General features: G+C 69.4%; 11 protein-coding genes. 6 read left to right on the forward strand and 5 right to left on the reverse strand.

Annotated elements, in window-relative coordinates; all coding sequences use genetic code 11:
* Positions 1-44: 44 nt before the first annotated feature.
* Positions 45-1,358, reverse strand: coding sequence for a hypothetical protein (locus ACP2AH_RS03085; RefSeq protein ID WP_425104443.1), 1,314 nt, complete (start codon positions 1,356-1,358; stop codon positions 45-47).
* Between the two features lie 522 nt (positions 1,359-1,880).
* Between ACP2AH_RS03085 and ACP2AH_RS03090 the strand changes: the two genes are divergently transcribed.
* The 4 genes from ACP2AH_RS03090 to ACP2AH_RS03105 are packed head-to-tail and all read left to right on the forward strand — an operon-like array spanning position 1,881 to position 8,011.
* A complete protein-coding gene (locus tag ACP2AH_RS03090) occupies positions 1,881-2,801 on the forward strand; it encodes a glycosyltransferase (protein ID WP_425104444.1) in 921 nt (306 codons plus the stop codon).
* On the forward strand, positions 2,798-3,985 hold the full coding sequence (locus tag ACP2AH_RS03095) for a glycosyltransferase (protein WP_425104445.1): 1,188 nt from the start codon (positions 2,798-2,800) through the stop codon (positions 3,983-3,985). The genes ACP2AH_RS03090 and ACP2AH_RS03095 overlap by 4 nt, the downstream gene beginning before the upstream one ends.
* A complete protein-coding gene (locus tag ACP2AH_RS03100; protein WP_425104446.1) occupies positions 3,978-6,476 on the forward strand; it encodes a glycosyltransferase family 4 protein in 2,499 nt (832 codons plus the stop codon). The genes ACP2AH_RS03095 and ACP2AH_RS03100 overlap by 8 nt, the downstream gene beginning before the upstream one ends.
* Positions 6,473-8,011, forward strand: coding sequence for a hypothetical protein (locus ACP2AH_RS03105; protein ID WP_425104447.1), 1,539 nt, complete (start codon positions 6,473-6,475; stop codon positions 8,009-8,011). Before ACP2AH_RS03100 ends, ACP2AH_RS03105 begins: the two co-directional genes overlap by 4 nt.
* A gap of 37 nt (positions 8,012-8,048) precedes the next feature.
* On the opposite strand, the gene ACP2AH_RS03110 is transcribed toward ACP2AH_RS03105, so the two are convergent.
* Positions 8,049-8,876, reverse strand: a complete 828-nt coding sequence (locus ACP2AH_RS03110; protein WP_425104448.1) for a transglutaminase-like domain-containing protein — start codon at positions 8,874-8,876, stop codon at positions 8,049-8,051.
* A 377-nt stretch (positions 8,877-9,253) separates the two neighbouring features.
* On the opposite strand from ACP2AH_RS03110, the gene ACP2AH_RS03115 reads away from it, so the two are divergent.
* Together ACP2AH_RS03115 and ACP2AH_RS03120 are read left to right on the forward strand one after the other, a co-directional pair.
* A complete protein-coding gene (locus ACP2AH_RS03115) occupies positions 9,254-9,919 on the forward strand; it encodes a hypothetical protein (RefSeq protein ID WP_425104449.1) in 666 nt (221 codons plus the stop codon).
* A gap of 185 nt (positions 9,920-10,104) precedes the next feature.
* On the forward strand, positions 10,105-10,353 hold the full coding sequence (locus ACP2AH_RS03120) for a hypothetical protein (RefSeq protein WP_425104450.1): 249 nt from the start codon (positions 10,105-10,107) through the stop codon (positions 10,351-10,353).
* Positions 10,354-10,377: 24 nt separating this feature from the next.
* Here ACP2AH_RS03120 and ACP2AH_RS03125 read toward each other — a convergent pair whose 3' ends face one another.
* The 3 genes from ACP2AH_RS03125 to ACP2AH_RS03135 form a co-directional block, all read right to left on the reverse strand.
* The gene (locus ACP2AH_RS03125) at positions 10,378-12,462 is read right to left on the reverse strand and encodes a molybdopterin-containing oxidoreductase family protein (protein ID WP_425104451.1); all 2,085 of its coding nucleotides are present in this window, start codon (positions 12,460-12,462) and stop codon (positions 10,378-10,380) included.
* Positions 12,463-12,538: 76 nt separating this feature from the next.
* Positions 12,539-13,282, reverse strand: coding sequence for a TerC family protein (locus ACP2AH_RS03130; RefSeq protein ID WP_425104719.1), 744 nt, complete (start codon positions 13,280-13,282; stop codon positions 12,539-12,541).
* A 161-nt stretch (positions 13,283-13,443) separates the two neighbouring features.
* On the reverse strand, positions 13,444-14,148 hold the full coding sequence (locus ACP2AH_RS03135; protein ID WP_425104452.1) for a TerC family protein: 705 nt from the start codon (positions 14,146-14,148) through the stop codon (positions 13,444-13,446).
* Positions 14,149-14,190 lie beyond the last annotated feature (42 nt).

Below are 14,190 nucleotides of genomic sequence, written 5' to 3' on the forward strand. Positions count from 1 at the left end.
ACGCGGCCACGTCCAGCTCGGACCGGCCTCCGGACGGCCCGGCCTCAGCGGAGACGTTTGCCGGCAAATAGGTTCCGGCGCACCTGCCGGGCGGCGCTGAGCGCGCGGCGGATCAGGCCGGCGCGAGGCCACGCCGCCGCCACGCCCGGCAGGGCGGCGAGCTGCGCCAGCAGATCGCGCGCCACGGCTGCGGGCACGATGCTCTCCTCGATATGCCGCGCTGCCCGCGCGCCCCGCCGCGCCGCCTCGGCGGGGTCGGTCGCCACCGCCCGCAGTGCCGCGACAGCGCCGGCATGGTCCGGCTCGGCCCAGTGCTGGTCCGGCGTATAGCTCGCATTGGCCTCGCCCGGCTGCACCGGCACCATCGCCCAGTCGACGAGATAGGCGTCCTCCGGCCGGAGAAAGGCCAGCGGCCCGCCCCAGCCGGTGACGATCACCGGACGGCCGGCGCACGCCGCCTCGAAGGCGCCGAGCCCCCAGCCCTCGGCCCGGCAGAGCGAGACATAGCAATCGCCCAGCTCATGCAGCGCCTCGATCTCGCCGTCCGGCAGATCGTCGGTCACCAGGCAGATCGGCGGCGGCAGCCGGCGATGGCGCAGCACGGCGCGGCCGATCATCGCCTCGAATTGCGGCCGCACCGGCACCGCCTCGCCCTCATGCCCGGGATCGCGCCGCACGCGCTCGAGATCATGCGCCGTGGTCTTGATGACCAGCGCCACCTTGTCCTCGGCGCCGAAGGCCTCCGTGAAGGCCGCCACCAGCGGGCCGATGGATTTGCGCTCCAGCCAGGTCGAGATCGTGTAGAACACCCGCCGTCCCACGAGCGGCGGCAGGCGCTGGCGCAGATGGTCGCGGTCCACCGCGGTGACGACCCGCGCCGGCCGGGGCAGATGCGGGACGACAAGGATCGGGATCACCACGCCACTGTCGCGGAAGACCTGCCGGTTCCACTCCGAGGGCACGATCACCGCGTCGAGAAGGTTGATCAGCGCCGGCCAATGAGCCGGCAAACGATCCGTCTCCCACACGGTGTGGCCCACCACGGCGCGCGTGCCTCGGCCACGCTCGCGGGCGATGAAATGCGGGTAATATTCCGGCACGAGATGGACAATGGCCACGTCGCACGCCGCCGCCTCATTGCGCAGGGCGCGCAGATCCTCCGGCCCGGCCTCCTTTGCGCGGGCCGGCGCATAGCCGAGGCCGAGCCCGCCGCCGGGCAGCAGCGGTTCCCAGGCGATACGGACGCCGGCCGCGCCCAGCGCGCGCACCAGAGCCGCCGCCGCCACGGCATAGCCGCTCACATCGCCGAGGCCGATATAGCGCAGCGAGGCCGGCGACACGGAGGACGGCACGCTCATGCGCAGCCCCCGCCTTCGCGGGGTGAGAAAAGGCGACGCATGGGTTGATCGGCTCCTCCGGATGGTGTGGCGTGGGGGGTCGCCCCGCCCGCGACGCGCCGCGTAGGTGGCACCCCGGCAAGGCGAAGGCAAGGCCGGCTGCCGACCCCTTATGATACCATCTCCGCACCGGCCGTGCCTGTCAGCTCCGCGCAACGCCGGCAGGTTAAGTGAAAAGTCGCCGTCCCCTCGGAATTGCGAATTGAAACCGTCGCGTCCTCTGTATATCGCTCTCCGACCCGGCATGAGCGGCCATGCGCGGGCGAGTAAGATCATGTAATCTTTCGGGTAACGAGATTTAATGGGAATGAACGCAAAGATCACGCGCGTATCGTGTCGGCGGCTCGCCCACAATGCAGCGCTGGTATTTCGTTCTTGCGCCCGATTCGACATCAGCCTTGCGTCGCTTGATGGACAGCGCCACCCTGAATGCACGTTTAACCGTCTGCCTGGCAACGAATGTTCAACCCTGGCGCGGCCGCTGTGACCGATCTTCCCTCACCCGCCCGGCCCTCACCCGGCACGACGCGCATCCCCAATGTCTACCACTTCGTCTTCGGCCTGCTGCCGCAGACGGAGCCGTTTCACCTCATGCACTATCTCTGCCTCGCCTCTTGTCTGGAGGTGAACCGGCCGGAACGCGTGGTCGTGCATCTGCTCAACCAGCCCTTCGGCCCGCTCTGGGAGCTGATCCGCCCGCGCATTGTGGTGGAGCCGATCCGCGCCGACGAACGCCACCTCGCCGTCGACTCGCCGGACGAAGCCGTGGCCCGCTTCGCCTATGCGCACCAGTCCGATTTCATCCGCCTGCGCGTGCTGGAGGAACAGGGCGGCGTCTATGCCGACATGGACACGCTGTTTCTGGCGCCGCCGCCCGCCGCCCTGTTCGCGCAGTCCTGCGTCATGGGGCATGAGCGGGTGGATCGCGGCGCCCCCTCGGCGCCCGAAGGCTCGCTGTGCAACGCGCTCATCATGGCCGAGCCCGGCGCGCCCTTCATCCGGCACTGGATCGAGCGCATGCCCGCCGCCTTCGATGGCAGCTGGAGCAACCACTCCACCTTCCTGCCCTATCGGCTTGCCCGCGAATTTCCCGACACCATCCATGTCGAGCCGGAAAGCCGGTTCTTCGCGCTCGACTGGACCCGTGACGGCCTCGCCGGGCTGTTTCGGGAGAGTCGCCGCCTGCCGCCGGAAGCGACCAGCCTGCATCTGTGGGCGCATCTGTGGTGGGATGTGGAGCGGCGCGACATGTCGGACTTCAACCATACGCGGCTGACGCCCGATTATGTCGCCCACGCCCGCACCACCTATGCCCGGCTGGCGCGCCGGCACCTGCCGCCCGGCCTCGCCTCCCCGGCGCTCGTTTATGGGCTGCGGCGGCTGTTGCGGATGAAACGATCATGAGCGCCGCGCCTCCCTCCAAGAGCCGGGCGGTGCTGCTCACCCATGTGGTGCCCTCGCCCCAGGGCGTGGGGCTGGTGCGGCGGGCTTGGCGCTGGGCCTGCGAGCTGGCGGCGGTGCATGAACTCGACATTGTGGTGGTTCCCCGCGAGGCCGATCCACCGCTGCCGCCAGTTCCACTGCCGGGCCGGCTGCATGTGCTACGCGGCGCCGGCCCGGCGCTCCACCGCCGCCACCTGGCGGACTGGTTCGAACCGGACGCGACAATCGCCGCCGCGCTGGCGGCCCTTCCCGGCCCGGTGCCGGCGAGGGTCATTGTGTTCCGCTTCTACCTGCACGACATGGCCGCGCATCTGCCCCCCGCCTGGCGCGCGGTGGCGGAGATGGATTGCGATGACTGGGAATCGGCGACACGGCTCAGCCTCGCCGGGCTGGCGCTGCGTCGGGCTCGGGTGCGCCGCGCCGTGAAGCGGCTCTGGCAGGCTTGGCGCTATCGCCGGCTGGAGCGGCGATTCCTGCCAAGCTACCGCGTGGTTCATCTCGCCGCCGCCGAGGACGCCGCCCGCGTCAGTCGCTGGCCGGGCATGGGCGAGGTGCGCGCCACGCCCAACCGCGTCGTTGTCGATGCGCTGCCGGCCCTGCCCCCGCCGCCCGCGGGCGGGCGCACCCTGTTGTTCGTCGGTGCGTTGTTCTACCCGCCCAATGAGGACGCGGTGCTGTGGTTCGCCCGCGCCGTGCTGCCGCGCCTGCGCCGCCTCGTGCCGGAGGTCGAGATCGTCGTCGCCGGCACGGCCGGGCCCTCGCTGCGCCGCAAGCTGGCGGCGCATGGCATCACCTATGCACATGCGCCCGCCGATCTGCGCCCGCTCTATGCGCAGGCCAGCGCCATCATCGCCCCGGTGCGCGGCGGCGGCGGCACCAAGGTGAAAGTGCTGGAGGCGTGGCATTATCGGCGTCCTCTGGTCGCCACCTCGCATGCGATGCGCGGGCTACAGGGCGAGGCCGGGCGGCACGCGCTGGTGGCCGATACTGCCGAGCCCTTCGCCCGCCATTGCGCGGCGCTGCTGACCGATCCGGCGCTCGGCGCCCGCCTCGTGGGCGAGGGCGAGAAACTCCTGCGCGCGCAGTACAGCCTCACGCCGCCGCCCTTCGGCCTCCCCCCTGGAGCCGGAACGCCCCGTGCCTGAATCCGCCCCCCTGCTCATCGTATCGGTCGCGACAGGCTATGGCGGCGCCGAGCGCACCATCGAGACGCTGCTGCCGTTGCTGCTCGCGCAGCGCCGCGTCGAGGTGTTTGCCAGCAATCCGCTGCATCTGGAGCGGCTTCAGCGTCTCTCGCATCCGGGGCTGGGCATCCATGCGGTGGATGCGACACAGGGCGACTTCGCCGCCGCCGCGGCCCGCCGGCTGGTAAAGCGCGTTCTGGCGCTGCGCCCGGGCGCCCTGCTGACCAACACGCTCGATTCGCTGCGCATCCTCGCGCTGGCGACGAAATGGCTGCCGGGGCTCGACGCCCTCGCCTGCGTCGCCGCGCATGATTTCCTCTGGTTCGACCATGCCGCGCTGCTGCCGCACGTGCCCCGCGCGACGCTGGTGGTGCCGGACCGCTCCGTGCTGGAAAGGCCGGATTATCTCGCCGCCCATGTCTGGCCGCACGGGCCGATGCGGGCAGTGGTGATCCCCAATCCCGTCGACATGCCCGAGGCACCGCCGGCGGCGCTGACCAGCGACGCCCCCTTCCTGCACCTCGCGACGCTGAACGGCTTCAAGGGCCATGCGGCGCTGGTCGAGGCCGCCGCTGTGCTGAAAGCGCGCTGTCCCGGCCTGCGCATCGTCTCCGCCGGGCATCGGCCGATCCCCGCGCTGGAGCGCGACCTCATGGAACAGATGGCGGCGGTCGACACTGCCGGCACGCTGGAACTGAAGGACCATGTGCCCGACCCGTCGGCGCTGCTGCGCCAGGCCCGCGCGGTGCTCGTCACCTCCGTTTCCGAGCACGGCGGCCCGGAGACCTTCAGCCGCGCCATCATCGAGGCCTGGGCGCAGGGGCGCCCGGTCATCGCCTTTGCCTGCGGCGCGCCGGCGCAGCTGATCCGGCACGAGGTGGACGGCCTGCTGGTCGACGAAGGCGATGTCGCGGGGCTGGCGGAGGCCATCGAGCGACTGCACCGCGATCCCGCCCTCGCCGATCGTCTCGGCCGCAACGGACGCGAACGCGCCGCGCGCGACTTCGCCACGCCGCAGGTTCTGGCGCAGTGGACGGCTGTTCTCGACGGGCGCTGGTGCGTGCGCCGCCTCGCCCCTCCCGCCGGAGCGGGCCGCAGCGGCCCGGCGCTGCTGCTGGATGTCTCGCTGACGCTGGAAATCGGCTGGCACTCCCCCGTCGGCATGTCGCGGGTGGAACGGCACACGGCGGACCACATCGCGACGCAGCCGGTGCGGGTGCAGCTGGTGCGGCGCAGCCCGGAACACGGCGGCTACCGCCGGCTCACCGGGCAGGAACTGGAATTTCTCGCCGGCACGCCGGACGGCCTAGGGCGGATCGCCGATGCCGAGCTGGCCGATGCCGAGCTGGCGGCGGGCGCGCTGCCGCCACCGCCCCGCCCCCGGCCGCCGGGTCCGGTGACGCGGGCGCTCGCCTCGCTTCAGCTCACCGACCCGCGCCTGCGCCGGCTGATAACGCACCGGCTTGCGCGCCGGCTGATCCGCAAGCTGGAACGCCGCCTGACGGCGCGGCTGCGCCGCGCGCCGCTGCCCGCCCCACCCCTCACACCGGCGGCAGGCGATGTGCTGCTGAGCGTTTCCAACCCGTGGGACTATCTGGCCCCCACCGTCTTCACCGCGCTGCGGGCGCAGGGCGTGCGGCTGGTGCTCGCCGTGCACGATCTGATGGTGTGGGAAACGCCGCAATGGACCGCCGGCCGCGACCCGCGCCGCTACAGCGCCGACATGCTCGGCACGCTGGCGCAGGCGGACGCGCTCGTCGCCGTCTCCCAGCACACGGCGCGGCAGGTGGAGCGGGCGCTGGCGGAACAGGGCCACCCCGTCCCCGCCCTGCGCGTCGCCGCACCCGGCGGCCTCGACACGGCGGGCGCCCTCGCCGGCGGGCCGCCGCCGGGGCTGCCAAAGGACCGGCCCTTCGTGCTCTATTGCTCGACCATCGAGATCCGCAAGAATCACATCCTGCTGCTGAATCTGTGGGAACAGCTGCGCGAGACCCTGCCGCCGGAGCGCCTGCCGGTGCTGGTTCTGGCCGGGCGCTGGGGCTGGGGCGTCGACGCGGTGCGGCTGGCGGTGGAGCGCAACTGGCGGCTGGCGCCGCATGTGCGGGTGGTGCCGGCGCTGCGCGACGAACAATTGCGCTGGCTCTACCGCCATGCCTGCTTTTCCGTCTTCCCCTCCTTCACCGAAGGGTTCGGCCTGCCGGTGGCGGAAAGCCTTGCCCTCGGCACACCGGTGCTGATCGCCGCCCACCCCGCCTTGATCGAAGCCTCGGCCGGGCTGATGCCGGCGCTCGATCCCGGCGATCTGCCGGTCTGGCGCGCGGCGGTCAGCCGCCTGTGCCTCGACGACACATATCTGGCGCAGTTGCGCGCGAAAGCCGTGCACTACGCTCCCGCGCCCGCGGACCTTCTGCCGCGGGCGCTCCTTCAAGCCGCCGACGTGGCCCGCGAATGAACGTCCCCCCGCCCCAGACGCCGCCCCCGCTGGAGCCGCAGGCGCTGCGGGCCGCGCTGCGCCATTTTCAGGACCGGCTGCAGGCGCAGGAGGCGCAGTTCGCCCGGCTTCAGCGGCAGATCAAGCAGCAGGCGGCCGAGCTGGCCGAGTGCCGCGAGGCGCTGCAACGCCAGCCGGGTGCGCGGTCGCGCCTGTCCGATACGCCGGCGCTGCGCCACCTGGCCCGCGCGCTGCGCGGCCTGCTGCCGCGCCGCTGGCGCGAGAGGCTCGCCCGCATACCCTTCGCCACCGGGGCGGAGGGGGCGCCGGACTATCGCGTGCGCCTGCGCTCCCTGCGCGCCTCCGGCCAGCTGGCAGGCACGCGCAGTGTGGCGCTGGTCGCGCCGGAAAGCCTGCACCGCGCGGCGACGGCAGCAGCCCATCTGATCGAGGCGATGGGGCTGCGCTGCACCGTGCACACCGCCATGCCCACCGCCTTCACCGACGACCTCTATCTCGTGCTCAGCCCGCGCGCTTTCGCGGAGCTGCCGCCGCCGGACCGGCGCATTCTGTGGCTGGTGGAATCCGGCGAACTCGCCGGGGAGTGGAACGCCACGCTTCACGCCCGGCTCGACGGCTCGCTCGCCGTGTTCGAGGCGGTGCTGCCGCGCATCGCCGAGTTGCAGGCGCACGGGCTGGTGCAGCACCAGATTTTCCATGTGCCGCTGACGCCGTTCACCGCCCCCAACCCGGTGCGGCCGGACCGCTCGCCGCTCGGCCTGCCGCATATGCTGGCGCGGGCGCTGCATGGCTGCGGCGTGGTGGATGACGCCACCTTCGAGGCCGCCACCGCCGAGACCCGGCTCGACGCGCCAGCGCTCGTGCTCTGCCTGCCGGAGGCGCCGGAACGCTTCGCCCTCGCCCGCGAGAGCCAGCGCCACGGCGCGCTGCTGTTTCCCGGTCTGCGCCATGTGGAGGGCTGGAAGGGCACCGCGCTCAGCTACCGCTATCTCGCGCGCCGCGCGCTGGCGGCGGGACGCGAGCGGCTGGTGATCTGGGAGGACGATGCGCGGCTTCCCGCCGATTTCGACACCCGCCTTCCCGCTCTGCTGGCGCGGCTGGAGGCGCAGGCCGGCGCCTGGGACGTGTTTTCCGGCCTGATCACCGATCTCTCGCCGCACGGAGAGGTGAAGGACGTGCATGCCGATGGCGCGAATCTGCTCGTCGAGCTCGACACCGTCATCGGCATGGTGTTCGGCGTCTACGGTCCCAAGGCGCTGAACGCGCTCGCCGGCTACCGGATGGAGGGCGAGGACGTGATGAAAGACACGATCGACCGCTATCTCGAAACACTCGAACTGCGCTGCTGGACCGTGTTTCCGCCGCTGGTCGGCCATGCCGACCATGTGTCGTCCACGCTTTGGGACCCGAAGGGCGGCCGTTTCCTCAGCAATGAGTGGCTCAACCCGATGATCGATGGCAGCCAGTTCCGTCTGCTGGCGAAGATCGCCGACCGGCTGGAAGGCGCCGCGCCTCCCCCGCCGGACGGGCGCTGACGCCTCCACCAGCGGGCGCCGGCGCCCGCTCCGTGCATCACGCGATGCCCACCGCGCGGACAGTGGGTTCCTCGTCCGCCACCTCCTCCACCGGGCTGATCGACACCGCCATGTCGGTCATGACGGCATTGCCGAAGATCGTGGCGAAGGCGGCATCCGCCGCGTCGCGCCCGACGCCGATGCGCACCAGCCCCTGCAGCGCCGCCTTGCGGGTGGGGTCGAACAGATACCAGGCGCCGTCGAGATAGCATTCGAACACGGCGTGGAAATCCGGCGGGTCGAGCTGCCAGGCATAGGAGCTGGCGAAGCGCGCCGGGATGGAGAGCGCGCGGCAGAAGGCGATGCCGAGATGTGCGAAATCCCGGCAGACACCGGCGCGCTGCACCATGGTGTCATAGGCCGAAGTCTCGGAGGTCGAGCTGCCGCTGAGATAATCGACATGGTCGTAGATCCAGTTGCAGATCGCCGTGACCCGCTGGTGCCCCGGCGGCAGGGCGCCGAATTCCCGCAGCGCGAAACGGGCCAGCCGGTCGGACTGGCAGTAGCGGCTGGGGTTGAGGAAGGGCGTCACCTCCAGCGGCAGCTCCGCCACCGGCGTTTCGCTGAGGCTGGCGGGGTCGGCGTCATACATGGACAGGTCGATGGTCGCGGCATAGTCGACCTCGAACGTGCCGGGTTCGACCACCACCCGCACCAGCCGCGTGCCGCCGTCGAGTTCGTGCCGGTCGACGGCCACCGTGGGGGTGAGGTTCAGCCGCTCGCTGAGGATCTTCTGGTTGCGCAGCGCCGCCGCCTCGATGTTGAGGAGAAAGACGGTGGTGTCGCGCACCTCATAGGCGAGCCGGGAGGCGACGTTGAATTTCATGGGGGCGGTTCCGGTGGGAGGACGTGCCCCTATGACGCACGCCGCGCGGTTCGGTTCCCCGGGATACCGCAGGATTCGCGCGGGCCCTGCTTGAAGCCTCAGTCATTCCGGAAAGACCGCAGGCCTGTCCGGGAGCGTGGCCGCCCAGGCTAAACCCAGACCCTCAACCTTTTTGGGCAGCCGCGGGGACGGGCTGACCTCTGCCCTCTTCTGCGCTGAAGGCCGCAGGATCGGCGTCATCTGAGCGCCGATATGCTCCTTTCAGTTGCCCATACAGAAATACTAAATACTATAGGTTGCAGTCTGACTTCGCCGCACGGGCGAGCCAGACGATCTTTATCGTCACTACATAGGGCATTCCTTTTGGAGTCATCATCATGTCCACGCTCCTGACGATCAATGTAACCAACCAAATATCAGCAACGCTGAATTTCTATATATTCCAGCAACCCTCCCTATACACAGGCGGCTCGAGGGTCTACAGCAACTCACTCTACAGTGAGCCCCTCGGCAATTACGACTCAACCGGCAGCGTGCTGACGTTCCAGGTCAGCCCGCAGCCCTACGCCTGCATTCAGGAGGCGTACCAGCAGCCGCAGGTCGGCCAGTCCTCGGGCTTCGCCTCCGCCTACCGCGCGATCGATCTCGCACCGGCATCCGGCACCGCCAGTGACTGCACCACCGCGTCGGTGAGCCCCCTCGGCCTGTCGCCACCCACGGTAGGCCAGAATGTGCAGACGGGCGCGTTTCGTATCATCACGCCGACCTACCAGCCACCGTACATGTACAATATCGGCTCGGCGGCGCAGGCGAACGGCAGCGTCATGCTCTCGAACTTCGTCATCGCCAACCCGACCAACAACACGGATTGTCAGCCGATCCTGCAATACTACGTGCAGACAGGCAGCTACACGCCCGGCACTGTGATCAACTTCACCCAGTCGAGCGTCAACGCGGCCCTGTGCGACTTCACGGGCGGCCATTCCACAATCGATGTCACGCTGAATGCGGACTTCACGTGGACCGTCCAGACGATCCGGTAAACGATCTCAGCCGGCGGCGGCCGCATCGCGGCAGTTCTGGCACCCGCGGCGCGCTCTATCTCGGCCGCACGGCGGAGACTGATGTGGAGCCGTTTCCGGGTTAGGCCCTGGCGATCTTCACCCTATTGTCGTGCAGCGCCGCGCCGCCGATTCATATCCATTCACCACAGGAGAAGGGTAACGACGTGACAGACCTGGATCAGATCTGCACCATTCTGTATCGGGCCTTCATCGAGATCCGCGTCGATGCTTATGAGAAGAACAACAACGTCGCCTTCTGGCTGGCGGACTTGCTGCACAACATTCCCTGCGCCATCAAAACCGAAGCGGCCGCCGGTGGCGATTTCAGCCGCGTCCTCAGCGAACTCCATCGTCGCGCCGAAGAGCGCGGGTTGACGTCTTGGGTCAACAACGCATTGTCCAACGGTCGCTGACCCCGAACGCCGCTCGAGTACACCTCACACCTTCCCGATCCGCACCCTGTTGTCGTGCAGCGCCGCGCCGCCGACGGGGGCGATGGGATCGGCGCCGGTGAGGCTGTTGATGCCGCGCCCGCCCTTATGCGCGCGGTTGGGCCAGATCGATTCCGCCACCACCACGCCGCGCCGCAGCCCGTCGAACAGCCGCGCGTGCAGCAGCACCGCGCCGCGCGCGCTGGCGACATCGAGCAGGTCGCCCTCCCCGATGCCGAGGCCGGCGGCGTCCTCGGGGTGGATCAGCAGTTCCGGCCGCTTCTCGCGGGCGAGCGACCCCTCGGTCTCGGTGAAGGTGGAGTTGAGGAAGGAGCGCGCCGGCGCGGTGACGAGGCGGAACGGGTACTCCGCAGTCGCCTCCTCGGTCACCGCCCAATGGTCGGGCCATTCCGGCATGTCGCGATAGGGGCCGAACTTGCCCGGCGAGGCATAGCGCGAATGCGCCCAGTCCGGCTTCAGCCGGAACTTGCCGTCCGGCCAGTTGAAGCCCTTCACATAATGCGCGGTGTCGAAATCCGGCTGCACGTCAAGGAAGCGGTTCGCCTCCAGTTCCTCCACCGTGCCGCGCCCCTTGGCCTGCAGCAGCCAGTCGACATGCGCGCGCGGCGTCATCTCGAAGCCGGGATGCGACGCGCCGAGCCGCTGCGCCAGCGCCACGATCACCTCGTGGTTGGTCCGGCACTCGCCCGGCGGCTCCACCAGCTTGGGGCCGAGGATGACATATTGATTGCCGCCGCCCTGATAGAGGTCGTCATGCTCGGTGAACATGGTGGCCGGCAGCACGATGTCGGCCATGGCCGCCGTCTCGGTCATGAACTGCTCATGCACGGCGACGAACAGGTCGTCGCGGGCAAAACCGCGCCGCACCGTCTCCTGGTCCGGCGCCACCGAGACCGGGTTGGTGTTCTGGATCAGCATGGCGGTGACGGGCGGCCCGCCGAGCAGCGCCTCGGCCTCGCCGGTGAGGATGGCGCCGATGCGCGACTGGTCGAGCTCGCGCGCCGTGGTGGGAATGTCGAGCCCCTCCACCATGCGCTTGTTCCAGCCATAGATCGCGCTGTTGGAATGGAAGGCGCCGCCGCCCTCATGCTGCCAGGCGCCGGTGACAGTGGGGATGCAGCTCACCGCATGCATCGCCACCGCGCCATTGCGCGAGCGGGTGAAGCCATAGCCGGCGCGGATGAAGGTCTTCTTGGTGCGGCCGATGGCGTGGGCGAAGGCGACGATCTCCTCCGCCGGCAGGCCGGTGAGGTCCGCCGCCCATTCCGGCGTGCGGGTGGCGAGATGCGCTTCCAGCCCGGCCGGGTCGTCGGCGAAGGCGGTGAGATAGGCGCGGTCGGCCATCCCGTCGCGAAAAAGCACATGCATCACCGCGCAGGCGAGCGCGCCATCCGTGCCGGGGCGGATGAGGATCGGGATATCCGCCTGCTCCATGGTGGGCGAGCGATAGACATCCACCACCGCGATCTTCGCCCCGCGCTCCTTGCGGGCGCGGATGGCGTGGGTCATCACATTGATCTGGGTGGACACCGGGTTGGTGCCCCAGATCACGACGAAATCGCTCTTCGCCATTTCGCGCGGGTCTGGCCCGGCGAGCTTGCCGGTGCCGGCGAGGAAGCCGCTCCAGGCCGGGTTGACGCAGATCGAGGAGAAGAAGCGCGAATAGCCCTTGGCGCGGGTCAGCCGGTTGATGCCGTCGCGCATCACCAGCCCCATCGTGCCGGCATAGTAATAGGGCCACACCGTCTCCGGCCCATGCCGCTTTTCCGCCTCGGCAAACTGGTGGGCGATCTCGTCCAGCGCCTCGTCCCAGGCAATCGGGGCGAAGCGCCCCTCCCCCTTGGCCCCCATGCGGCGCAGAGGCCGGGTCAGCCGGTCCGGGTGGTTGGCCCGCTCGGCATAGCGCGCGACCTTGGCGCAGATGACGCCGGCGGTGAAGCTGTTGGCGCGCGAGCCGCGCACGCGGCCGATGCGCCCGTCCTCCACCTCGATCTCCAGCGCGCAGGTGGAGGGGCAGTCATGCGGACAGGCGGAATAGAGGGTGCGGGTCGGCGTGATGTGCTGATTCATGAAAAAGGCGCTCCGCCAGTATCCTAGCGGAGCGCCCTCGGTTTTTACACCTGTCCGATCGGTGCTGCGATCAGGCTCAGTGCGCGGTCGCCTCGCGGCGGCGGCTCTTCACGATCCAGCCGAAGGAGACAACGAAGACCGCGCCGACCACGGCCGCGAGATAATGCGGCAGCGGCGAGGCCTTCAGGCCGACCGGGTCCTCGGGATCGGCGATCACCTCGACCAGCCACGGCGCCCAGCCCTGCATCGCCTGCAGCACCACCTTGTCGCCCACCAGCATCTCGCCGGCGATCCAGCCGAGCAGCGCGGCGCCGAACCAGATGAGGATGGGGAAGCGGGAGATCAGCTTCAGGATCAGCTGCGAGCCGAAGATGATCAGCGGGATGGTGAGCAGCAGGCCGAAGATGAACAGTTCGGCATGGCCGCGCGCCGCGGCGGCGATCGCCACCACATTGTCGAGGCTCATCACCGCGTCGGCGATGGCGATGGTGCGCACGGCCTTCCACAGGCTGTCGGCGCCTTCGACATGGTGCCCCTCGCCGCCCTCGTCGAGCACCAGCTTGATGGCGATCCAGAACAGCAGCAGGCCGCCCACCACCTTCAGGAACGGCACGCCGAGCATATACGACACCACGAGGGCGAAGATGATGCGCAGGCCCACCGCCGCACCGGCGCCGAGCAGGATGCCCCATTTGCGCTGCTTTTCCGGCAGCGAACGGCAGGCGAGCGCGATGACCACCGCGTTGTCGCCGGAGAGCAGCAGGTCGATCCAGATGATCTGGAGCAAGGCCACCCAGAAGATCGGGCTTGAGAAATCCATCATGTCCTCTCTGGTCGTCAGGTCTTGTTCAAGATGACGGCAGTACACCCGCCCCATTTCTGGCATACATTATAATTTACGCCAGAAATCGCCCCTGAAACTGCCGACGCCCGCGCTCTTCTCGAGTCGCGGGCGTCGAGGGGGAGGGAAGCCCCGTCAGATCACGAGCCGTGCGGGCCCGCCGCATGAGCCCCGCCCTTGAAGCGGGAGATCGCCCAGCCGGCGGCCAGCACGATCACCGCGCCAGCGGCGGCGGCGGCATATTCATAGTGGTGGACGACGGCCTCGCCGAAATAGTCCATCACCTTCACATCGGAGACGAACATCTCGCCGGCCACCCAGCCCAGCAGCGCCGCGCCGGCCCACACCAGGAAGGGGAAGCGGGCCAGCAGGCCCATGATCAGCGCCGCGCCGGCGATGATCATCGGGATGGAGATGACGAGGCCGATGATGATCAGCGTCCAGTTGCCATCCGCCACGGCGGCGATGGCGACGACATTGTCGAGGCTCATCACCAGGTCGGCGACGGCGATGGTACCGACAGCGCGCCACAGATTGTCATGCGCGGCGACGCCGCCCTCTTCGCCCTCTTCCGGCAGCACGAGATCAACGGCGATGTACATGAGCGCCAGCGAGCCTACGATGCGCAGCCAGGGCAGGCCGAGCAGCACGGCGATGATGGCGGTGAACACGATGCGCATGCCGACGGCGACGCCGGCGCCCAGGATCATGCCAGTGCGGCGCATCTTGTCGGGCAGCGAGCGGCAGGCCATGGCGATGACCACGGCGTTGTCGCCCGAAAGCAGGACGTTGATCCAGATGATTTTGAGAAGTGCCAGCCAGAATAGCGGCTCAAGGTAGCTCATTGCGGTCGTTCCCTCACCTTCCCGTCCGGATGCGGACGGGAC

Origin of the sequence: Ancylobacter sp., from assembly GCF_965249975.1 — a bacterium.
GTDB lineage: Bacteria > Pseudomonadota > Alphaproteobacteria > Rhizobiales > Xanthobacteraceae > Ancylobacter.

What these genes read in the sequence shown, in the direction of transcription:
- ACP2AH_RS03085 (WP_425104443.1), bottom strand. Translation starts at nt 1,358, where the DNA reads ATGAGCGTGCCGTCCTCCGTGTCGCCGGCCTCGCTGCGCTATATCGGC.
- ACP2AH_RS03095 (WP_425104445.1), top strand. Translation starts at nt 2,798, where the DNA reads ATGAGCGCCGCGCCTCCCTCCAAGAGCCGGGCGGTGCTGCTCACCCAT.
- ACP2AH_RS03105 (WP_425104447.1), top strand. Translation starts at nt 6,473, where the DNA reads ATGAACGTCCCCCCGCCCCAGACGCCGCCCCCGCTGGAGCCGCAGGCG.
- ACP2AH_RS03110 (WP_425104448.1), bottom strand. Translation starts at nt 8,876, where the DNA reads ATGAAATTCAACGTCGCCTCCCGGCTCGCCTATGAGGTGCGCGACACC.
- ACP2AH_RS03115 (WP_425104449.1), top strand. Translation starts at nt 9,254, where the DNA reads ATGTCCACGCTCCTGACGATCAATGTAACCAACCAAATATCAGCAACG.
- ACP2AH_RS03125 (WP_425104451.1), bottom strand. Translation starts at nt 12,462, where the DNA reads ATGAATCAGCACATCACGCCGACCCGCACCCTCTATTCCGCCTGTCCG.
- ACP2AH_RS03130 (WP_425104719.1), bottom strand. Translation starts at nt 13,282, where the DNA reads ATGGATTTCTCAAGCCCGATCTTCTGGGTGGCCTTGCTCCAGATCATC.
- ACP2AH_RS03135 (WP_425104452.1), bottom strand. Translation starts at nt 14,148, where the DNA reads ATGAGCTACCTTGAGCCGCTATTCTGGCTGGCACTTCTCAAAATCATC.